Annotated in this window: 17 protein-coding genes, 1 tRNA gene and 1 other RNA gene; 14 read left to right on the forward strand and 5 right to left on the reverse strand. The window is 63.8% G+C overall.

Going from position 1 to position 20,750, the window contains the following annotated elements:
- Positions 1-168: 168 nt before the first annotated feature.
- Positions 169-750: a TetR/AcrR family transcriptional regulator gene (locus QF015_RS14225; RefSeq protein ID WP_429389762.1), complete on the reverse strand. Its 582-nt coding sequence runs from the start codon at positions 748-750 to the stop codon at positions 169-171.
- 63 nt (positions 751-813) lie between these two features.
- Between QF015_RS14225 and QF015_RS14230 the strand changes: the two genes are divergently transcribed.
- Both QF015_RS14230 and QF015_RS14235 read left to right on the forward strand, forming a co-directional pair.
- Positions 814-1,311, forward strand: coding sequence for a GNAT family N-acetyltransferase (locus tag QF015_RS14230; protein WP_429389764.1), 498 nt, complete (start codon positions 814-816; stop codon positions 1,309-1,311).
- A gap of 44 nt (positions 1,312-1,355) precedes the next feature.
- Positions 1,356-1,658, forward strand: coding sequence for a YciI-like protein (locus QF015_RS14235; RefSeq protein ID WP_310202892.1), 303 nt, complete (start codon positions 1,356-1,358; stop codon positions 1,656-1,658).
- Between the two features lie 24 nt (positions 1,659-1,682).
- On the opposite strand, the gene QF015_RS14240 is transcribed toward QF015_RS14235, so the two are convergent.
- Positions 1,683-2,060 (reverse strand): MarR family winged helix-turn-helix transcriptional regulator, encoded by a 378-nt coding sequence (locus QF015_RS14240; protein ID WP_310202894.1) that lies wholly within the window; start codon positions 2,058-2,060, stop codon positions 1,683-1,685.
- 114 nt (positions 2,061-2,174) lie between these two features.
- Here QF015_RS14240 and QF015_RS14245 point away from each other — a divergent pair, with 114 nt between their 5' ends.
- Both QF015_RS14245 and QF015_RS14250 read left to right on the forward strand, forming a co-directional pair.
- Entirely contained in the window at positions 2,175-3,617 is a 1,443-nt protein-coding gene (locus tag QF015_RS14245; RefSeq protein WP_429389767.1) for an MFS transporter, read from the forward strand.
- 51 nt (positions 3,618-3,668) lie between these two features.
- Entirely contained in the window at positions 3,669-4,583 is a 915-nt protein-coding gene (locus tag QF015_RS14250; RefSeq protein WP_310202898.1) for an oxygenase MpaB family protein, read from the forward strand.
- A 157-nt stretch (positions 4,584-4,740) separates the two neighbouring features.
- Here the strand turns inward: QF015_RS14250 and QF015_RS14255 are convergent, their stop codons facing one another.
- Positions 4,741-8,214: a bifunctional proline dehydrogenase/L-glutamate gamma-semialdehyde dehydrogenase gene (locus QF015_RS14255; protein WP_429389769.1), complete on the reverse strand. Its 3,474-nt coding sequence runs from the start codon at positions 8,212-8,214 to the stop codon at positions 4,741-4,743.
- A 123-nt stretch (positions 8,215-8,337) separates the two neighbouring features.
- Between QF015_RS14255 and QF015_RS14260 the strand changes: the two genes are divergently transcribed.
- The gene (locus QF015_RS14260; RefSeq protein WP_310204026.1) at positions 8,338-9,267 is read left to right on the forward strand and encodes a LysR substrate-binding domain-containing protein; all 930 of its coding nucleotides are present in this window, start codon (positions 8,338-8,340) and stop codon (positions 9,265-9,267) included.
- A 63-nt stretch (positions 9,268-9,330) separates the two neighbouring features.
- Here QF015_RS14260 and QF015_RS14265 read toward each other — a convergent pair.
- Positions 9,331-9,415: transfer RNA gene (locus QF015_RS14265), tRNA-Ser, on the reverse strand.
- A 304-nt stretch (positions 9,416-9,719) separates the two neighbouring features.
- Here QF015_RS14265 and QF015_RS14270 point away from each other — a divergent pair.
- The 4 genes from QF015_RS14270 to recR all read left to right on the forward strand — a co-directional run bounded on the left by QF015_RS14270 (position 9,720) and on the right by recR (position 14,093).
- On the forward strand, positions 9,720-10,043 hold the full coding sequence (locus QF015_RS14270; protein ID WP_310202902.1) for a hypothetical protein: 324 nt from the start codon (positions 9,720-9,722) through the stop codon (positions 10,041-10,043).
- An 88-nt stretch (positions 10,044-10,131) separates the two neighbouring features.
- Positions 10,132-10,228: signal recognition particle sRNA small type (gene ffs / locus QF015_RS14275), an RNA gene on the forward strand.
- Positions 10,229-10,262: 34 nt separating this feature from the next.
- Entirely contained in the window at positions 10,263-13,460 is a 3,198-nt protein-coding gene (locus tag QF015_RS14280; RefSeq protein WP_429389771.1) for a DNA polymerase III subunit gamma and tau, read from the forward strand.
- 33 nt (positions 13,461-13,493) lie between these two features.
- Positions 13,494-14,093, forward strand: a complete 600-nt coding sequence (recR, locus tag QF015_RS14285; protein WP_026541824.1) for a recombination mediator RecR — start codon at positions 13,494-13,496, stop codon at positions 14,091-14,093.
- A 27-nt stretch (positions 14,094-14,120) separates the two neighbouring features.
- Here recR and QF015_RS14290 read toward each other — a convergent pair whose 3' ends face one another.
- Positions 14,121-15,194, reverse strand: a complete 1,074-nt coding sequence (locus QF015_RS14290) for a hypothetical protein (RefSeq protein WP_429389773.1) — start codon at positions 15,192-15,194, stop codon at positions 14,121-14,123.
- An 88-nt stretch (positions 15,195-15,282) separates the two neighbouring features.
- Here QF015_RS14290 and QF015_RS14295 point away from each other — a divergent pair, with 88 nt between their 5' ends.
- From QF015_RS14295 to QF015_RS14315, 5 genes are all read left to right on the forward strand, one after another.
- Positions 15,283-15,801 carry a DUF427 domain-containing protein gene (locus tag QF015_RS14295; protein ID WP_429389774.1) on the forward strand — a complete coding sequence of 173 codons (519 nt, stop codon included), beginning with the start codon at positions 15,283-15,285 and terminating at the stop codon, positions 15,799-15,801.
- Positions 15,802-15,866: 65 nt separating this feature from the next.
- Positions 15,867-17,900, forward strand: coding sequence for an alpha/beta hydrolase (locus tag QF015_RS14300; protein WP_429389776.1), 2,034 nt, complete (start codon positions 15,867-15,869; stop codon positions 17,898-17,900).
- Between the two features lie 23 nt (positions 17,901-17,923).
- The gene (locus tag QF015_RS14305) at positions 17,924-18,529 is read left to right on the forward strand and encodes a hypothetical protein (RefSeq protein ID WP_429389778.1); all 606 of its coding nucleotides are present in this window, start codon (positions 17,924-17,926) and stop codon (positions 18,527-18,529) included.
- A 40-nt stretch (positions 18,530-18,569) separates the two neighbouring features.
- On the forward strand, positions 18,570-19,067 hold the full coding sequence (locus QF015_RS14310; protein WP_429389780.1) for a hypothetical protein: 498 nt from the start codon (positions 18,570-18,572) through the stop codon (positions 19,065-19,067).
- Between the two features lie 265 nt (positions 19,068-19,332).
- Positions 19,333-20,679, forward strand: a complete 1,347-nt coding sequence (locus tag QF015_RS14315; RefSeq protein WP_309995904.1) for an aspartate kinase — start codon at positions 19,333-19,335, stop codon at positions 20,677-20,679.
- The last annotated feature ends 71 nt before the right edge of the window (positions 20,680-20,750 follow it).

Raw genomic sequence — 20,750 nt, forward strand, 5'->3', positions numbered from 1 at the left:
AATGCCCGTCAAAACATCGGCCTAACACTGGGGAATAGAGGGTTACAGTCTTGCAAAAGCGTCCAACGAAGGCAACTTGCCTCCATGGGCCCGCTGGAGCTGGAGAAAGCCCAAGGGGCCGAAGCTTTCCCGCGACTCACGGGTAACCTCGGACCCGGAAATCCCGTGTCAGACGTTCTGAGCAGTGACTCGGGCGGCGTAGTGGCGCACCGCCGCCGACGAACGGGCAACGTCCGAGGTAGCCAGAAGATCGAGCAACGCGCCCCTGAGCACGGCAAGAGCCAGTGTCCGCTCGACCTCGCCTGACGGGCTCATCCGATCACCCTCGGATTGGCACTGCGCAAGTATGTCCAGCCACCTCGTCACGGTCCCTTGCGCAAAATCAGCCCATGGCCCGCCCTGGTCAGCGAGTGATCGACTATATGACTCCACCCACAGCAGGAGCAGCGGCCGGTGGACATCCGAAGAGAGCCATTCCCAGAGCACCTCGACACCAGCCGCCAACCCCCGGGGTTCCAGCGTCAGCTCGTGAAGAGCTTCCAACTCATCCGCACGGGCACGATCGAGAAGAGCTCGAATGAGTCCCTCCTTACTCCCGAACAGGAACAGCAAGACACGCGTACTGGACCCGATCGCAGCGGCGAGCGGACGCAGGGACAGCCCGGAAAGGCCGTGCTGCAGCACATACTGGTAGGCCGCTTCGAGCAGCTCTACCTGCCGTGCTGAAGGAGTTGCCGACCGATCGTCCATGCCGATACTCTACCAAAACCACTGACACACTTGTGTCAGTGAACAGGAAGGCGAGACAGAGTGATGGCGGAAGAGGTACGCAGGGTCACCGTACGGCGCGCAGAACTGCCCGGTGATTTGGGCTGGATAGTGCAGGCCCACGGCGAAGTTTTCGCTGAACTGTGCGCCTGGGGCCAGGATTTTGAGGGATTCGTGGCAAGCATTGTCAGTGACTACACGAAGCCCGCTGACAAAGGCCGCCAAGCGGCCTGGATCGCCGAAGTCGACGGCGAGCGGGCAGGCTGCATCATGCTGATGCCCCACGATGAGCGAACAGCCAAGCTTCGCGTCCTTCTGGTCGCTCCGCTCGCACGCGGCCTCGGCGTCGGGGCACGACTCGTTGAAGAACACCTCCGCTTCGCACGCACGGCCGGGTATGAACACGTGTCACTCTGGACGACAAATAACCTCACTGCAGCGCGCCGGCTCTATGAACGAGCAGGGTTCGAGCTCCAATCTGAGTCACCCACGCACCTGTTCGGCGGAGACCACATGGAGCAGACCTGGGTCCTCGACTTGTAACCACACCCACGCACGCCAATACACGAACAGAACGGGGAACCCGAATGCATGCCGTCCTTGAATACACCTACGGTGACGACTACCTCCAAGCCCGCGAAGCGCACCGCTCAGCCCATCTCACGGCAGCCTGGGAGGCGGTAGAGCGAGGCGAACTCCTCCTCGGAGGTGCAGTCGGTGACGGCCCGTTCACCGCATTACTGATCTTCACCGGAACGGACGCACTCCGGACCGCACGCTCCTTCGCCGCCGCCGATCCCTACGTAACCAACGGCATCGTGACATCCTGGACCGCACGCCCATGGCGCACCGTGGTCGGAAACGAAGCAGCCACACCCATAAGGCCATAAGGCCAGAAAGTCCGCCAGACCGATTCAGCCCAGGTTTTCCTTGAGTAACGCACGGTGCTCGACGGCGGCACTTGAGTGGAGTGCGCGGCCCGCCTCAGTCAGTTCCAGGAACAGTGAGCGGCGGTCGTCAGCACAGGTTTGCCGGGACACCAGTCCTGCTTTTTCCAGACGGTCGACCACCTTGGAAACGGCACTTTGCGTCATGGGGGTCCGCTCCCCCAACGCCTTCATGCGACAGGCAGACTCTTCACTTTCGGCCACCAGGTCGAGTATCTCGAACTCATTGAGGCCGATGTCGAATTTGGCTTCGAGGGCGCGGTCGATAGCTCCTGCAGTACGGAAGTAGGAGTTCTGAATGCTGCGCCACTGCTCTACCAGCTGACGGTCCCGCGTCGTTGCCATGTCCTGATTCTAGTTCATGACGCCATTAGAATCCACGTCATAAGATTCTTCGTCATCCAATGACATATCATTCTAGTCCTTGTCATTGAATGACGCGTCATATAGATTGAGCGCATGACATCACCCACCTCCCTCAAAAACTCCGCCGAGCCACCCTTGGTTTCCGCCGTCCGTTGGACCCGGGCACAGTGGCTGCTGCTGATGGTTGTCTGCACCGTCCTGGCCCTCGATGGACTGGACGTCTCCATGGTTGGCGTCGCGTTGCCCTCCATCGGACAGGAACTCAACCTCGGAACCGATTCCCTGCAGTGGATCGTGTCCGCCTACGTCCTTGGCTACGGGAGCTTGCTGCTCCTTGGTGGCCGGCTCGCGGACCTGTTGGGCCGCCGTCGTATCTTCCTTATTGCCCTGACCGTGTTCGCCGCGGCGTCGCTCCTGGGCGGCCTGGTGGACGATCCCGCGATCCTGATCGCCACGCGCTTCATCAAGGGCCTGGCTGCCGCGTTCACCGCACCTACTGGCTTCTCCATCATCACCACCAGCTTCGCTGAGGGACGCGAGCGCAACAAGGCGCTGTCCATCTTCACCACGTTTGGTGGCAGCGGTTTCTCGCTGGGCCTGGTGGTGGGCGGCCTCATGACCAGCCTCAGCTGGCGGTGGACGTTCCTGGTCTCCGTGCCGATCGCCGTGGTGGTCGTCCTCCTGGGGATGAAGTTCATTCCCAAGGACAAGCCGTCCGTTGAGGACAGCGGGCACGATATCTGGGGCGCCGTGACCCTCGCGCTGGGCATGCTCGGCCTGGTGTACACCTTGGTTTCAGCACCTCAACAGGGCTGGGGATCTGTGGCAACAATCGCCGGATTCGCAGTGTCCGTTGCCGTGCTGGCAGCCTTCGCGGTGATCGAGAACAAGGTCAAGCACCCGCTGATCCGCTTCAGCATCCTCAAGGAAGGCTGGGTGGCCCGGGCAAACCTCAGCGCTGTGGGGCTGTTCGGGTCCTACCTGAGCTTCCAGTTCATCGTCACCATGTTCCTGCAGTCAGTGTTGGGCTGGACCCCGCTGGGAATGGCACTTGCCCTGCTGCCGGCCGGCTTGTTGGTGGCCACCAGCGCGCCGTTCGCGGACAGGCTGATCGAGAAGTTCGGTGCCACGCAATTGATCCTCACCGGCCTCACGGCGCTCGGGTTGGGCTATGTCCTGTTCCTGCGGGTGGGCACCACGCCCAACTACGCGCTGGACATCCTGCCGTCGGTGGTCCTGCTGGGTATCGGATTCGCGTTGGCCTTCCCGTCCATCAATGTCCAGGCAACAGCAGGTATTAAGGACTCCGAGCAGGGTCTTGCCGCAGGACTCATCCAAACGAGCACCCAGGTGGGCGCCGCACTGGTCCTGGCCGTCACCACGGCACTGGTCAGTGGGCACGGACAAGCCGCCGGAACCGTCAGCGCCCAAGCCATGCTGGAACAATACCGGCCGGGACTGATCCTGAGTGCCGCCGTCGCCATCGCCGCCCTGCTGGTGGCCGCGGCACCGTCACGGCGCCGGGTGCGCTCCTAACCCCTGCGGTTTGCCTCTGTACACGGGCGCAATTGCGCGGTCGAATGGGATATGAGGAACTACCTCACCGAGTACAGGCACGAACTGCAGCGCACCTTCACAGGAACCTCGGGCACGCCGCCTGAGTGGGTTCCGCGCCTCGCGGAAGGGAACGACGCCGGATATCACCTTCCGGGGTCGGCCGTCTGGGCGGTGCATGGTCACGTGGCCACGATTGTCGCCGGGATACGGGTCCTGCTGATGCAGGCCCTGCATCCCGGCGCGCTGGCCGGGGTGTACGAGCACTCCGGTTTCCAAAAGGACCCCCTGGGCCGACTCGCCAACACGGTGCGCTGGATCTTCACCGTGACCTATGGCTCCACCGAGGCCGCCGAAGCCGCGACCGCTCGTGTACGGAAGATCCACGAGCGCGTCCGCGGAACCTACCTGGATGGACAGGGCGTGGAGCGCGAGTACGCAGCCAACAATCCCGAACTCCTCCGCTGGGTGCACGTCACCTATGCGGACTCGTTCATCACCGCCAACCGCATCTGGGGCCGGCCGATCCCCGGTGGACCCGATGCCTACGTCCGCGAGTGGGCCGCCGCCGGAAGGCTCATGGGCGTCATTGACCCGCCGCTCACATGGGCCCAGGTCCGCGAGGAACTGGAAGCCTGGTACTCCTCCGGCGTCCTGCGGGCCGACGAACGTCTCGCCGAGACAGTGTCCTTCATCCGCCAGCCTCCACTGAGCCCGCTCCTCAGGCCCGGATATCGCATTCTGTTCGCCGCCGCCGTCGCAAGCCTCGAACCCAAATACCGGGACCTCCTGGGCTTGCGCCACGCAAAGCTCGGTCCGGTTCCGGTGCCGGTGGTTACCGCTGCCAGGGCGGTGCTGGGCATGGTGCGGCTCGCCCTGGGGTCGCATGGCCCGAGCGAGCAGGCTGCCCGCCGAAGACTGCAAAGGTTGGGCTACGCGGAGGCCTGACGTGTCCGCGCCGAGGGCAATCCTTTGACGCCCTCAAAATGCCGAAAGCCAACCCCTCGCCAGCGCCTCACGTGGTGTGAGGGCTTGGCGAGGGGTTGGCTTTCGCGACCCCAAGGCGGGTGCTGAGCGCCGGGAGCTCACCTCTCGGCGCCCTGCACTAGATCAGGTGGTCCGACAGGTGGTTCGGGGTGCCGAAGCGGTGGGCCGTCATGGACACGGCCTGCTCACGGAGGAACGGCAGCATCTCGATGCGGCCGGCCTGGGTTACGGCTCCGTGGTAGACGGCGACGTCGGGACGGCCACCCATGGCTGCGCTCAGCGCAGCGAAGTCGCCACCGATCAGGCGGATCCGGCCGGCGTCGAACTTTGCCGCACGGGCCAGCCACGCGGCGTCGTCCTCGATCCGCACGCTGACGCCCAAGTCCGCGAACACGGACACCACAGCGTCAGGAAGTACGACGGCGGAGCTCACCTTGAGGGCCGAGCCCGCCACTGCGCCGGCCGCTGCCACGCGGAGCAGGTCAGCGAGCCGCTCACCCTCGGAGAGGCGGATGGTGACCGGGAGGGAGCGGTAGCGGAAGACGTTGCGCTCTGCGGACAGGCCGGAGACGTCCTTGCGGGTGCCGAACTCGGAATCCCAGGCAGCGGCGTCGCTGAAGAGCGACTGCTGCAGGGTCTGGAGTTCTTCAGCGGTCACGTCGGCGGACTTCGCGGCAGCGAGGAGCTGAGCGGCTGCACCCTGGAGGACCGTGCCACGCTTGGCCTTGGCCTCCGCGGGAAGCCAGCTGCCCAGGCCGATCAGGTAGTTCGGTCCACCGGCCTTGGTTCCGGCGCCAACAGCCGACTTCTTCCAGCCACCGAAGGGCTGGCGCTGCACGATGGCACCGGTGATGCCACGGTTGACATAGAGGTTTCCAGCCTGGATGGTGTCCAGCCAGATGCCCATCTCGGCCGAATCCAGGGAGTGCAGGCCGGCGGTGAGGCCGTACTCGATCTCGTTCTGGATGGCGATGGCTTCCTCGAGCGTTTCGGCGGTCATGACACCCAGCACCGGGCCGAAGAACTCGGTGAGGTGGAAGTAGGAACCACGCTTCACGCCCGAACGGATGCCCGGGGACCACAAACGGCCGGTTTCGTCGAGGCGTTCGGGCTTGATGGCCCATGTCTCGCCGTCGCCCAGGGTGGTGAGGGCATTGAGGAGCTTGCCGTTGGCCGGTTCGATGATCGGCCCCATCTGCGTCGTGGCGTTCTCCGGGTAGCCCACGGTCAGGGAGCGTGCGGCGTCGATCAGCTGGTTGTGGAAGCGGGCGCTCTTCGCGACCGAGCCAACCAGGATCACCAGCGATGCGGCGGAGCACTTCTGTCCTGCATGGCCGAATGCCGAGTACACCACGTCCTTGGCAGCGAGGTCCAGGTCCGCACTCGGGGTGACGATGATGGCGTTCTTGCCGGACGTCTCTGCCAGCAGCGGCAGGTCCTGGCGGAAGGAGCGGAAAAGCTCGGCGGTTTCGTAGCCGCCGGTGAGGATGACGCGGTCAACGCTCGGGTGCGAGACCAGCTGGGTGCCGAGTTCACGCTCTTCGAGCTGGACGAGCGCCAGCACTTCGCGCGGCACACCGGCTTCCCACAAGGCATCCACCATGACGGAACCGGAGCGGCGGGCCTGCTTTGCAGGCTTGATCACGACGGCGGAGCCTGACGCCAGCGCTGCGAGCGTCGAGCCTGCGGGGATCGCCACCGGGAAGTTCCACGGAGGGGTCACCACGGTGAGGTTGGCTGGGACGAATGTGGCGCCGTCGACCGTTTCCAGGTCCTTGGCGCGCTCGGCGTAATAGTGCGCGAAGTCGATTGCTTCGCTGACCTCGGGGTCGCCCTGGTCGATGGTCTTGCCGGTTTCGGAAGCCATGACCTCCAGCAGCTCGGCGCGGCGGGCTTCGAGGACTTCACCGGCGCGGTGCAGGATCGCTGCACGCTCGGCAGCCGGACGGGAACCCCAGGCTTTGCCATGGTCCACGGCGGTGGCGATGATGCGGTCCAGTTCTGCTGCGTCGGAGACCTTGGTGGACTCGACGATCTTGTCGCCTGCGGTGGAACCGGGGATGCGCTTGAGAATGTCGCGGCCCCAGGCACGGTTGGCCGGGAGCGCCGGGTCCGTGTCGGGGGTGTTGCTGAAGCCTTCGAGCGGCGCCGGCTCGGCGGGGAGGCGGCGGTCCTGCTTGCGGTTGGGGCCGGGAACTTCGGCCGTCATGCCGGCCAGGGAGTCCAGGAAGCGCTTCTCCTCGCGCTTGAACAGCGCTTCGTTCTCGCTGAGTTCGAAGACCGCGGACATGAAGTTTTCCTGGCTCGCGCCTTCTTCGAGGCGGCGGATCAAGTAGGCGATGGCGACGTCGAACTCGCCGGGGTGGACCACCGGTGTGTAGAGCAGGAGGCTGCCGACGTCCTTGCGGACTGCGGTGGCCTGGCCGGTCGCCATGCCCAGGAGCATCTCGAATTCGATGGCTTTCGGTCCCTGCTGGGCAATCCCGCGCTGCTTGGCCAGCAGCCAGGCGAAGGCGACATCGAACAGGTTGTGGCCCGCGACGCCGATGCGGACGGCATCAATGTGCTCGGGGGTGAGGGCGTAATTGATGACGTTCTTGTAGCTGGTGTCCGAGTCCTGCTTGCTGCCCCAAGTGGCCAGCGGCCAGTCATGCAGCGACGCTTCCACCTGTTCCATGGGAAGGTTGGCGCCCTTGACCACGCGGACCTTGATGGGCGCGCCGCCCTGGGCACGGCGCGCCGCGGCCCATTCCTGCAGTTCCTGCATGGCGCCGAGGGCGTCCGGGAGGTAGGCCTGAAGGACGATGCCGGCTTCGAGGTTCTTGAACTCGGGCATGTCCAGGATGCGCTTGAACACCGCGATGGTCATGCTGAGGTCCTTGTATTCCTCCATGTCCAGGTTGATGAACTTGGGCTTGGGGAAGGACGCCGCAAGACGGTACAGCGGGGTGAGCTTCTCCACCACGTGGTCGACGGCTTCGTCGAAGGCCCACGGGGAGTGCGGTGCCACGGTGGAGGATTCCTTGATGGAGACATAGTCAACGTCATCGCGGGCCAGGAGCTTCAGGGTGCCGTCGAGGCGTCGCTGTGCTTCATGCTCGCCCAGGACGGCTTCGCCGAGGAGGTTGACGTTCAGGTGCACGCCGTCCTGCCGGATCTTGGCGATGGCCGGTCCAAGCTTGGCGTCGGTGGCATCCACGATCAGGTGGCCCACCATTTCACGGAGCACGCGGCGGGCGATCGGAATGACCACCTGCGGGAGGATCGGGGCCATGACGCCACCCACACGCACGGCGCTGCGCATGTACCAGGGCAGGAACTTGGGCACCTTGGGAGCCAGTTCGGCGAGTTTGCGGCCGGCGACCGATAGATCTTCAGGGCGGATGACGCCGTCGACGAATCCGACAGTGAAGTCAAGACCGTTCGGATCCTTCAACACGCCGGCAAGGCGCTGGGCGGAGACATCCACGGGGATCTTGCTGGCTTCGGTGAGCCAGTGGCGGACCAAAGCGATGGCTTCCTGCGCCAAGGCGTCGAACTGTCCGGAATCCTGGGTGCTCGGGGCAGTGGCATCCGGGATGGTGCTGGTCATGGGGGCTCCTTCTGAGGCGGAGAAGTTTGTTTGTTTCCATCAGTATGGATCTACAATCACGTTAGGAAAAGCGATCTTTTCTGACGAATATTGATTATCCATTCCGATGTTTTGGAGGCCACCGTGCTGGACGTCCGCAGGCTGCGTTTGCTGCACGAATTGAAGATCCGCGGAACCCTCGCGGAAGTGGCCGACGCCATGCAATACAGCCCCTCGTCAGTGTCCCAGCAGCTGACCCTGCTGGAGAAGGAAGCCGGCGTCGAATTGCTGCGGAAGGCCGGGCGGCGCGTGCAACTGACTCCACAGGCGGAGATCCTGGTAGCGCATACCGCGGCACTGCTGGAGACTCTGGAACGCGCCGAAACCGAACTCGCGGCTTCCCTGTCCGTGGTGACGGGAACGGTTCGCCTGGCTGTCTTCCAGTCCGCCGCCTTGGCCCTCCTGCCCGGCTTCCTCACCATCATGCGGCAGGAATATCCGGAAGTGCGGGTGGAAATGACCCAACGCGAGCCCGAGACTGCCCTCTACGAAACGTGGGCACGGGACTTCGACTTGGTGGTGGCCGAGCAATATCCGGGCCATGCAGCACCGCACCACAGCGGACTGGACCGCGTCACGCTGACCAGCGATGCCATCCGCTTGGCCACTCCCCCGGTGGGACTGGGCGGCGAAACAGTCTCCTCCCTTGCAGACACCGCGTTGATGCCGTGGGTCATGGAACCCCGCGGCGCAGCCTCAAGGCACTGGGCAGAGCAAGCCTGCCGGTCAGCTGGTTTCGAACCCGACGTGCGCTATGAAACTGCAGACCTCCAAGCCCAGATCCGGCTCATCGAATCGGGAAACGCGGTGGCCCTCATGCCGGACCTTGTGTGGACCGGGCGAAGCCGGACGGTCCAACTGCTGGATCTGCCCGGCCTGCCAAAACGGACGGTGTTTACCTCCACCAGGACAGCCGGCCGCATCCACCCCGCGACGGCCGCTTGCCGGGAAGTCCTGGAACGGGTGGCCGCAGAGCAGCAGCTGGACGCCGAGCAGCAGGCTGACGCGGGCTGAGGACCTGACGCGAAAGAGCCAGGGAACGCAAAAGGCCCCAGTCCGAGGGACTGGGGCCAACCGCGGAGAATGGGGGATTTGAACCCCCGAGGGCGTTAACCCAACACGCGTTCCAGGCGTGCGCCATAGGCCGCTAGGCGAATTCTCCTTGCTTCCGATTCGAAAGCAGATACTACTGTACCTGAGAATTTCGGCATCGTGTAATCGGGCAGAATTGCCACCCCGGTAAGCCCCGGATGAATCACTGCTTAACGGAAAAATGGACGCCCCCAACGCGCCCATTCTTGCGGTATCACCGTTGAGCTGCCGGGTCCGGCCCCTCGCTCCCAGGCCCCGCAGCTCACAACCTTGAGATTGCCCCAATCGGTGTACATACCCATGGTCCGCTGTGGTCCGTGGATTTGCAATGGCTGAGACCTGTTTGTAGCCAAAGTTACTGACAAGATGTCCCCATGACGCAGCTTCACGCCTTGGTTGTTTACGTCCCGGAGACACATATCGAAGAGGTTCTGCTGGCCATCGGCGACGCCGGCGCCGGCAGGATCGGCGACTACTCCCACTGCGCGTTCACGTCGCCCGGCACCGGCCGGTTCACTCCCCTGCCGGGCGCGCGCCCCTTCGTTGGCGAAGTGGGAATTGAGCAGCAGGTGCCGGAAACCCGGGTTGAGTGCGTGGTGGAGGAAGAGCTGCTCGACGCCGTAGTGCTGGCCCTGCGGGCGGCGCACCCTTACGAGGAACCGGCTTTCATGACGTGGCCGGCGAATGGGTGGCGGTGATTCGAGAGTCCCAGCCACCCGCCGTCGAGCCTTATCCACAGGCCTTCAGGCCGATTCGAACCCCAACCCAAGTTCGGGTAAGCTTGTCGACGGCCCCTCATGTGGCGTCATCCTGTTGAACTCCCCCAGGACCGGAAGGTAGCAAGGGTAGATGGGCTCTGGCGGGTGCATGAGGGGTCACTTACTTTAAATGTCAGTCCCTATAGGTAGGTTTCACTTGTGACTGTTACAACTGCCCTGTATCGAAGGTATCGCCCGGACTCTTTCGCGGACGTTATCGGGCAGGAACACGTCACAGAGCCGCTGATGACGGCGCTCCGGAAGAACCGCGTGAACCACGCCTACCTCTTCTCCGGCCCCCGCGGCTGTGGCAAGACCACCTCCGCGCGCATCCTGGCCCGCTGCCTGAACTGCGCCGAGGGACCCACGGACACCCCCTGCGGCAAGTGCCCCAGCTGCATCGAGCTCGCCCGCGGCGGCTCCGGTTCCCTGGACGTCATCGAGATCGACGCCGCCAGCCACGGTGGCGTGGACGACGCCCGCGATCTCCGCGAACGCGCAACCTTCGCTCCTGTCCGGGACCGCTACAAGATCTTCATCATCGACGAGGCCCATATGGTCACGTCGGCCGGCTTCAACGCGCTCCTGAAGATCGTTGAAGAGCCGCCGGAACACATCAAGTTCATCTTCGCCACCACGGAGCCGGACAAAGTCATCGGGACCATTCGTTCCCGCACGCACCACTACCCCTTCCGGTTGGTGCCGCCTGAGCCGCTCATGCAGTACCTTGAGCTCCTCTGCCAGCAGGAGAACGTGCCGGTAGCTCCCGGCGTGCTGTCGCTGGTGATCCGCGCAGGCGGAGGTTCCGTCCGCGACACCCTGTCCGTGCTGGATCAGCTCATGGCCGGCGCCGGACCAAATGGCCTGGACTACGAGCTCGCCGTGGCACTGCTCGGCTACACGCATGCTTCTTTGCTGGACGACATCGTGGATGCTGTTGCTGCTGCGGACTCGGCCACCGTTTTCCGTGCAGTCGATCGCGTTATCCAGACCGGGCACGATCCCCGGCGATTCGTTGAAGACCTGCTGGAACGTTTCCGCGACCTGATCATCGTCCAAGCGATGCCCGAGAGCGCCCAGGCCATCCTCCGCGGCATGCCCTCGGACCAGATCGCCCGCATGCGCAACCAGGCAACCAACCTCGGCGCGGCCGAGCTCTCCCGCGCCGCCGACGTCACCAACACCGCGCTGACGGAGATGACCGGCGCCACCTCGCCCAGGCTGCACCTTGAACTGCTGTGTGCCCGGATCCTGCTGCCCAGCGCTGAGCAGACCGAGCGGGGCATCGCGGCACGCATCGACCGCGTGGAACGTCGCCTGAATTACGCGGGCGACGGCGGCGCGCCGGCTATTGCTGCCGCCCCGCCTGCTGCAGCGGCTGCTCCGCCTGTTGCAGAGTCGACGCCGGCCCCCGCCTCTGCGCCCGTGGCGCCGAATACCGTTGAGCCCGCACTTTCCGTGCCGGCTGCTGTCGCGCCGAGTGCATCGGCACCTGCTGCGCCGCAGGCGCCCGCGGCATCGACGACATCTCCCGCAACCGCCGTCACTGCCGGGTCCCGCGACGCCATCACCGCACCGCGCGTGTCCACCAGCGACTGGCCTGTTGAGGACCGCCAGGCTTCCGCTCGAGCGCAGCAGGCTGCTGCACCCCAGACGGCTCCGGCCCCGGCGGATCGCGTCCAGGCCCCCACCTCGCAGCCCAGGCCTGTTCAAGCGCCGGTGCCCGAACCGTCCCCGGCAACACCACCAGTTCAAACCCCGCCGGAGGCAGGCCCAGCGCAAGCGGCGCCCCAAGCTCCGCAGCCCGCTCCTGCGGGAGGACCTGCTGGCTCTGGAGGAAGCGGAGATGTGGAGGCACTGCGTCGCGCATGGCCCGACGTCTTGCAGACCCTGACCAAGATCAAGCGCAGCACGTGGGCGCTGGTGGAACCTAACGCCCAAGTGGCCCAGTTCGACGGCCAGGTACTGACGCTCGCCTTCACCACCGGTGGGCTGGCGGGTGCATTCGGCCGCGCAGACCACGCCGAGAACCTTCGCCAAGCGATCCACAAGACCATCGGCATCGACTGCCAGATCGTGGCAGTCGCTGGCGGCAACAGCTCAGCGAGCTCTGAGCCAAACCCAAAAGCGCCTACTAGCCGGGAAACTCCGGCGTCGGCGGGTGGCGCAACGCCTGCGGAGGCAGCATCGCCACAGCCGGTTTCGACACCGTCTGCTTCGGCACCGTCTGCTTCGGCGCCTGTTTCGACACCGGCACCTGCCGCGGTGTCGGCCGTCGATTCGGCCTGGGGTCTTGCCCCGGCCACCCCGGTGGCCGCACCTGCACCTGAGTCCAGGCCGTCAGCTGCAGCGGCACCCGAGCCAGCGACGTCCACGCCCGCAGCTGTCACGCCCGCACCAGCCTCCCCTGGGCAGGTGACGCCCCAACCTCCATCGTCGGCATCGGCCTCCCCGGCACCGGCCCCTGAGCCAGTCGCAGACTACTCCTACCCTGACGACGACTGGGGTCCGCCGCTCGACGAAGACGCCCCGCCACTGGACGAAGAGCCCCCGGCTGATTGGGAACCACCATCGGGTTACGGCCGACAGAGCCCAGCGGTGGCTACTACTCCGGCACAGAAGTCAGCGCCGGCCACGTCAGCACCCTTGGCCGCGGCACCGTCATCGGCAGCAACAGACAAGACCACTGCCTCCGCCGCAGCGTCCAGCACCTCCGACGATCCCTGGTCCAGGGCCATCGAACACGCGCCGGGTACCTGGGTAGTGGGTACGGAATCCAATGTGGGCAAGCAGCCAAAGCAAGCATCGGAAGTGGTTGCGCCGGCGCCGGAAACCCCCGACTACGAGCCCGCCGCCGCGCAAGCTCCAGCCGCGGCGGCAGGCACCTACGGCCACCCCACCAGCGCCGAGCAAAACCCCAGCTCAAGCTGGGACGTTGCACCGGCGTCGAGCTGGCCGGCAACGCAATCCATGCCCGCTCCTGTCAGCAGCAGCGCCCCGGCTGGCGCCAGCGCAGCCGGCGTCGCCCCCGCAACGTGGCCTTCCTTGGCGACCCAACCCGAGGAAGCGCATGGTTCGGTCGCGACACTTGAGGAGGGCGCGCCGTCGGGCAATCCCAACGGACGTCAGAGCCTGTACCAGCGGTTGACCAACAGCCCCGAAGCCCAGGCTGGCCGTGTCCAAGCGCCGGTAAGGACCCCGGTGAAGCCGGACTCCGCGCCGGAGGACATCCCCAGCCCGGAGGACGAGACCATCGAGGAATCGAGGGTCTTTGGGCGGGCAGCTGTGGAGCGTATTCTGGGCGGAAAGCTGATCGAAGAGCGCGCCTTGGACGGTTCTCCCCTGCACAACCGCTGATTCCAGCATTGATTTCAACCAAATGAGGACATTGTGTACGAAGGTGCAGTTCAGGAGCTGATTGACGAGCTCGGCCGGCTTCCCGGTGTTGGCCCCAAGTCAGCGCAGCGCCTGGCATTTCACATCCTGGAGGCTGATCCGGAGGACATGAAGCGCCTGGTTACGGCCATCACCACGGTTAAGGAGCGGGTGAAGTTCTGTTCGGTCTGCTTCAACGTGACTGAGCAGGAGACCTGCAATATTTGCCGGGACCCGCGCCGGGATCCGTCGGTCATTTGCGTGGTTGAAGAGTCCAAGGATGTCCTGGCAGTGGAGCGGACCCGTTCCTTCCGCGGCCGGTACCACGTGCTGGGCGGGGCCATTAACCCCATTGCCGGCATCGGTCCGGAGCAGTTGCGTATCCGCGAGCTCCTGACCCGCCTGAACGACGGTGCCATCCAGGAAATCATCATCGCCACAGACCCCAACCTTGAGGGTGAGGCCACAGCTACCTACCTGGCCCGCATGCTCAAGTCGATCGGGATAGCGGTGACAAGGCTGGCTTCCGGACTTCCCGTGGGCGGGGACCTCGAGTACGCCGACGAAGTCACCCTGGGCCGGGCCTTCGAAGGAAGGCGCAACGCGCTGTTGTAGGTTGGTTGCCCTCCAATGGTCAGCCGATCAAGGAGCCCCTACTCTTCGGGCCGTCCGCCAGCGCGCCGAAGCGGTAAGTACCGCCGCAAAGCCGGCCTGTACTGCAAAGCCGGTGAGAGCCACGGGCACCGGCGGGGCGAGCCCGTCACTTGATTCTCCTCCGAGGCAAGGAACCTCACGGGATGGCCCATCGGAAGCGAATTGAAGCCCGGCCAACACCCAACCAAGGTCGTGGTCAGGAGGCACAAACTCAGCCCCGACGCTGCCCAGGAGCAGCGCAGGATTGGACGCCGCAAGCCATGCCACGCGCTCCGTATGCGCCACCTCCACGGCATGCAGGGTGCCAACACACTCGTACGCGGTGATCCTCCCGGCGTCGTCTCGCTCCACGTTCACGGGCACCGAAGCGCCGCCCGTTTCAGTGGTTCCGGGAAGCAGCAACAGGGTGAACGCACCATTCCCGAAGCAGAGGAACATCGTCACCACCGCAGCCAGGACGCCCGCCGGCAGGGTTGAGGCAAAGCACGCCCGTGCACCGCCTCCCATGAGTCCGAACAGTCCCACCTCAAGGACAATAACGACGGCGGCGGCACCAGCCAGCGCGGGCGGCCCACCAGTGCTGAGCCCCACCATCAGCAGGACCACACATGACGGTACAGCGAAAGCGACTCCGCGGATGGTTGCTGCGAGGAAGCGGACCAGTATGCTGCTCTGGGCGTGCCGAAAGCCCCAGACGATACCCGCCACCGCGGCCGCCAGCGCCAGGAATCCAGCCATGAACACGTACATGGCACTTGAGACGGCGGAGTCGAACCATCCGAGCGATTGCATCCAGGCAAACATTGCAGCGGCCATTCCCCATGCGAGGCCGAGGGCGGAAGAGCAGCCCAGCCAGAACCACCAGGATGACAACGAATTCCGGGCATCCTGCCAGGCCAGTTCCAGAGCAGTCGTTACCACGGCGGCAGGTGTTGGTTCGGAGCCACGGCTGAATGAAGTCACCCGCGGCTGATCGTCAACGAATCCACCGCCGATGACCTCGTACTCCGGCTCGTGTCCTCCGGCACCCGGCTGGCCCGAACGGTCAGGAATGGCGTCCAAGGCGCCACGCAGTCCTCATGTCGTGGATGGTACGCCTGGGCCGCATGCATCAACAGGGGTTTCCCAGAAGAAGGTGGGACCATAGGCCATGACCCCACTCCCACGACTCCCCAAGAGACCACAGCGCATTACCCCGCAGGGCGGGGAGGAGTCGGTATGGGACTATCCCCGGCCTCCGGTGGTGGAGCACCGTTCGGAAAGGATTGTGGTCCGGCTTGGCGGCCGTGTCATTGCCGACACTGTGGATTCAGTCAGGGTCCTGGAAACGAGTCACCCGCCGGTCTACTACCTGCCGTTCGAGGCGTTTCACGCCGGAGTTCTGGTACCTGTTGAGGGTGAAACTTTCTGCGAGTTCAAGGGGATGGCGAGCTACTTCGACGTCGTGTCACGCGGCGTGGTTGCATCCCGCGGCGGGTGGACATACCCGGAACCCACCCAGGGTTTCGAGGCTCTCAGAACGCGGGTAGCCCTGTACCCGGGCCGCATGGAGTCATGCGAAATCGACGGCGAACAAGTGAAGGCGCAATCAGGCGGCTTCTATGGGGGTTGGATCACGCGGCGCATTGTGGGGCCGTTTAAAGGGGAACCCGGCACTGCGGGTTGGTGAGATTCCGGACCCTCTCACCCCGGCGAACGCGTCAATAAAGGCCATTCGAGCTGTTATGCTATTCGATGGATAAACCATTCGTTCCGGGGGATTTGGTTTTGGGGATTGCTTTCGATGACGGCGCGGCCGATGCTCTAATCAGTGCTGCCGATTCCGCGGATGAGGCTCTACGCTCGGAGGGCGCGTTCCTGTCAGGAGCCATTGATCGTGTCATGGAGGATTTCAAAGGGGGCTACGCCCGCTTATTCGTCCAGGCCTGTGCCGTCAGGGCTGATGACCGTGTCCGCCTTGCCAGTGTTCTCGCCGCGTTGGCAGAGGACGTCCAGGAAGCGAAACTACGGTCCGCGCGGGAGAAGTCGCGGCTGAAGAACCTCGCCGACTGGCAGCAACGCGCCGACATCCGTGAACAGAACTTCCAATCTTTCCTGAACCCGTTGGGGGATCCAATGCCCGCGGAGTGGCCGTTGCCCGCACCGACGATTTCAGCAGTATTCTCCCCAAGGGACCGGGCAAGGTTCGCCGGTGGATCAGAAGCCGGGACAAGCGCGGCGGACCCGGGCAACCTGCGCGACTTCGTGTCCCAATCCCGAACTTCCACAAACATCCTCAAAAATGAACTCGGACGTGTCCGGAACGCCTGGGGTAGTTTCACCGCTGCTTGTTCCTGGGTGAACAGCGGCAGCGTCACCTTCGTGTCCGGTTTCGAGCAGCTGCTCAGAGAGGACACTGCTGATGCTGTGTGGGTCGAACGCATCGCTGCAGCATTTGAAGCAGCTGGCAGCGGCTCCATGGGTGACACCATCCTCAACAGCGTTCTCATTCAGTACGCTCCCCCACGGCAAGTGAGTTTGACCGACATCGGGGCCCTTAACACCGCCCAACTTAAGGCGTGGCTGGCCACCCCAGCTAACAAGGACCGACTTCAGTGGCTGCTTGAGCAACCAGGGCTGGACCCTGTGATGATTGCCGAGTGGTGGGCAGGACTCGGCCAGACGGTCGCCAGCGGGACAATCGAACCCGGCGAGGCCCAGATTTTTCTGATCCAGACCCTTCCCGGGGTCATCGGGAACCTGAACGGCGTCACCGCCACTGCCCGGGACAAGGCCAATCGCATACGCCTCGCCACCGAGGACGAGCGCATCAAAGACGGTCTCACCAAAACGCCTCAATTCCTGCCCGCCAGCCAGGGCCTGTCTGTGACCAACCCTGCTTGGACACGGCTGCAAACACAGCAAAAGGCGCTCGATGGCATCGGTGAGGCCTTAACGAACGCCGGGGCCGCGGACGTTGCTGTTTTGCTCGGATTCGATCTTACCCACGGCTCCCCCAAAGCACAGGTCTCTGCGGGTAACCCCGATACGGCTGACAACGTGACCTACGCCGTGTCCGGTATGAACATCACACCGCACAGCGGTTTCAATGACTGGGCGTTCAACGCCGCGAACCTTCAGGCGCAACAAAAGTTGCTCTCTAGGGATAAATCTTTCGCTGTGGTGGCATGGATCAACTACGAACCCCCCACGGTTCCGAGCGTGAACAGTGGCGATGCCGCCCGAGCCGGCGCCGACCGGTTCGTCACAGACCTTCAGGCGTTCAACGCCGTCAGAGAGAGCTTGGGCAACAGGACCCCGGAGACCCTGCACGTCTTGGCCCATTCCTACGGCACCACGGTCACCTCCAACGCCCTTGCCGCCGCGGCATTGAACGTGGCCACCTTCACGATGCTCGGCTCCGCCGGCATCGAAAAAGAGATCCGAAACACCGGAGACCTCCACGTCCCTGCCGAGCAGGTCTTCGCCACGGAAGCCGCAGGCGACGGGCTGGCTGATTTGGGTCGCTTCCAACGCCAAGATCCTCGCCTGGAATCGTTCGGCGCGAACGTGTTCTCTTCAGAAGGAGCCATTATCGACGGGGCCCAGTATCAAGGCACTACCGAACACAACACACTGGTACACAGGACTGCCCGGGACGGCTACGGGTACTTGGACAAGGGAACAACAGCCCTGTACGAAGCTGCCCTCACAACGACCGGCCACGGAGACCATATCCTTCCAGGCGCGCGGCCTGTCTCGCCGCCGGCCGGATTTGCTGGCCGATGAACAAGTCCGAAAGAGTGAACCTCATGTCCTATGAACCCAAGGCCCGTCTCAGGACCCGCTATGTCCTTACCGGCTTGCTAAGCATGCTCTTGGCGCTGAGCGCCTGCACCCCCACCACCACGGAGAAACCGATGACCGGCCCAAACAACCCGAGCGACCCTGCCACCGTCAAAGCCCAAGTAGAAGAACTCAAACAAGCCCTCGCGGATCTCCACGCCTTCAAAACCGAAACCCAACAAGCCATCGGAACTCAAAAATGGGTCGACGAGGGCCTCCGAAATGGCCCCTGCACCACACCCGGCGGGGAAGACGGCGTAAATTACATCGTCCTGAGCCAAACCCCCGACCTCGTCGACCATGAAGCCTCGGTCAATGCCGTCAAAACTTTCTGGGAATCCAAAGGCTTCACCACCCGCACCGAAACCAACCCACGGGACCCGGGACTCATCCGCCTCTACGCCGATCAAAACGGCGGACAACTCATGTCCTACTACGCAAACATCAAAGGCTCCGGCCTGGAGATGGACACTGTCTGCATCGCCGGAGACCAAACCGCGATTTACAAAGAGCTCTATCCCGAAAACTTCGGTCTCCCTTCCAAGCCAAGCCCCTCCGCTACTGGCAAATAGAACCCCCTAGGTAGAAGACGTTGCAGAAAAGGTGAAGCACATGCGCGTTGAACCCAAAGGCCGTCTAAAGGCCCGAAGTATTCTTGCCGCCGTGTTCCTTGCTGCTATTGCGCTGAGCGCCTGCACGCCCACCACCACGGAGAAACCGATGACCGGCCCAAACGACCCCAGCGACCCTGCAACCGTCACGGCGCAGGTCCAAGAACTCAAACAAGCCCTCGCCGACCTCCACGCCTTCAAAACCGAAACCCAACACACCATCAGAACCCAAAAATGGGTCGATAAGGGCACTCGAAACATGCACTGCACAACACCCGACGGGCAGGATGGTGTGAACTACAGCATCCTGACCCAAACCCCTGACCCCGTGGATCAGGAAGCATCAACGGAAACGGTCACAACGTTCTGGAAATCCAAAGGCTTCACCACCCGCACCGAAACTACCCCCAAAGACCCGGGCCTCATCCGCCTCTACGCCGATCAGAACGGCGGACAACTCATGTACTACTACGCAAACGTCAAAGGCTCCGGCCTCTAAATGGACACCGCCTGCAGGAGACTTCGGCGCGATTTACGAAGAGTCGGACAGACAGGATGCCAGCGCCAGCCCAACTCCCACCACCAAGTAGAACCGCGACTCGACGCTCCCAGGGATGCGGCTATTCCCGCAGGCCCTGGCCGCCATGTGGTCACAATTCCTACCAGCCCTGCACGCGGCGATAAACTGGGCAAATAAGCTACGCAGGCGTGCCCGAATTGAGCATGCCGCGTTCGAACCCTATTGATGCAGTGAGGGTGCGCGCATGACTATGCCCACTACCGAAGTGAAGATCGAAGAGCTCTCCAACGAGGCTGCCATTACCAAGCAGCTGATCGTTCAGAAGTTCGGCGGTTCCTCGGTTGCCGATGCTGATGGCATCAAACGGGTCGCACAGCGCGTCGTGGATGCGCAGAAGGCCGGCAATGAGGTTGTGGTTGTTGTTTCCGCAATGGGCGACACCACCGATGAGCTCCTGGACCTTGCCAGCCAGGTCACCGATTCTGCTCCTGCCCGCGAAATGGACATGCTCCTGTCCGCCGGCGAACGTATTTCCATGGCCCTCCTTGCCATGGCCATCAACAAGTTCGGTGCTTCGGCGCAGTCGTTCACGGGCTCCCAGGCCGGCATGATTACCGACGGCATCCACGGCAAGGCGCGGATTATCGACGTCGACCCGCACCGCATCCGCACGGCGCTGGACAAGGGACACATCGCCATCGTGGCCGGTTTCCAGGGCATGAGCCGCGCCACCCACGAGATCACCACGTTGGGCCGCGGCGGTTCGGACACCACCGCCGTTGCTTTGGCCGCAGCGTTGGAAGCAGACGTCTGCGAGATCTACACGGACGTTGACGGCATCTACACAGCCGACCCCCGCGTAGTGACCAGCGCCCAGAAGATTGACCGTATTTCCAGCGAGGAAATGCTGGAACTGGCCGCCTCCGGGGCCAAGATCCTGCACCTGCGCTGCGTTGAATATGCCCGCCGTTTCGGTGTGCCGCTGCACGTCCGTTCGTCATTCAGCCAGAACGAAGGCACCTGGGTCATCCCGGGAGCCGAAGAAAAGTTCACTATTCAAGAGGGAGTTGCCTTGGAGCAGCCAATCATCTCCGGCGTTGCGCACGACCGGTCCGAAGCCAAGGTCACCGTCGTAGGCGTCCCGGATATCCCGGGTAAGGCTGCTGCGATCTTCCAGGTGATCGCCGATGCGCACTCGAACATCGACATGATCGTCCAGAACGTCTCGACGCACGGCACCGGCCGCACGGACATCTCGTTCACGCTCCCCATCGTCGAAGGCGCGGACGCCTTGGCCGCCCTGCGCGCCGCCGAGGGCCAGATCGGCTTCGAGAGCATCGAATACAACGAGCACGTCGGCAAGCTCTCCCTGATCGGCGCCGGGATGCGTTCGCACCCGGGCGTCTCGGCCACGTTCTTCAAGGCCCTCTCCGATGCCGGCATCAACATCGACATGATCTCCACCTCGGAGATCCGTATCTCCGTCGTCACCAGCGCCGACGCTCTGGATGACGCCGTTCGCGCCATCCACAATGCGTTCGAGCTCGACGGCGACGCCGAGGCTACCGTTTACGGCGGCACCGGCCGCTAGGGACGCCACGTCTTACCAACGGAAGGACCGGAGCCAACGCTCCGGTCCTTCCGTTCTTAACTTTCCGCGGC

The organism is Paenarthrobacter sp. TE4293, assembly GCF_050435325.1.
Lineage (GTDB): Bacteria > Actinomycetota > Actinomycetes > Actinomycetales > Micrococcaceae > Arthrobacter > Arthrobacter nitroguajacolicus_C.

Excerpts from the sequence above, each read along its gene's own strand:
- QF015_RS14250 (WP_310202898.1), top strand. The coding sequence starts at position 3,669 with ATGAGGAACTACCTCACCGAGTACAGGCACGAACTGCAGCGCACCTTC.
- QF015_RS14240 (WP_310202894.1), bottom strand. The coding sequence starts at position 2,060 with ATGGCAACGACGCGGGACCGTCAGCTGGTAGAGCAGTGGCGCAGCATT.
- QF015_RS14295 (WP_429389774.1), top strand. The coding sequence starts at position 15,283 with ATGACCCCACTCCCACGACTCCCCAAGAGACCACAGCGCATTACCCCG.
- QF015_RS14235 (WP_310202892.1), top strand. The coding sequence starts at position 1,356 with ATGCATGCCGTCCTTGAATACACCTACGGTGACGACTACCTCCAAGCC.
- QF015_RS14305 (WP_429389778.1), top strand. The coding sequence starts at position 17,924 with ATGTCCTATGAACCCAAGGCCCGTCTCAGGACCCGCTATGTCCTTACC.
- QF015_RS14310 (WP_429389780.1), top strand. The coding sequence starts at position 18,570 with ATGCGCGTTGAACCCAAAGGCCGTCTAAAGGCCCGAAGTATTCTTGCC.
- QF015_RS14230 (WP_429389764.1), top strand. The coding sequence starts at position 814 with ATGGCGGAAGAGGTACGCAGGGTCACCGTACGGCGCGCAGAACTGCCC.
- QF015_RS14315 (WP_309995904.1), top strand. The coding sequence starts at position 19,333 with ATGACTATGCCCACTACCGAAGTGAAGATCGAAGAGCTCTCCAACGAG.
- QF015_RS14225 (WP_429389762.1), bottom strand. The coding sequence starts at position 750 with ATGGACGATCGGTCGGCAACTCCTTCAGCACGGCAGGTAGAGCTGCTC.
- QF015_RS14300 (WP_429389776.1), top strand. The coding sequence starts at position 15,867 with ATGGATAAACCATTCGTTCCGGGGGATTTGGTTTTGGGGATTGCTTTC.
- QF015_RS14255 (WP_429389769.1), bottom strand. The coding sequence starts at position 8,214 with ATGACCAGCACCATCCCGGATGCCACTGCCCCGAGCACCCAGGATTCC.
- QF015_RS14245 (WP_429389767.1), top strand. The coding sequence starts at position 2,175 with ATGACATCACCCACCTCCCTCAAAAACTCCGCCGAGCCACCCTTGGTT.
- QF015_RS14270 (WP_310202902.1), top strand. The coding sequence starts at position 9,720 with ATGACGCAGCTTCACGCCTTGGTTGTTTACGTCCCGGAGACACATATC.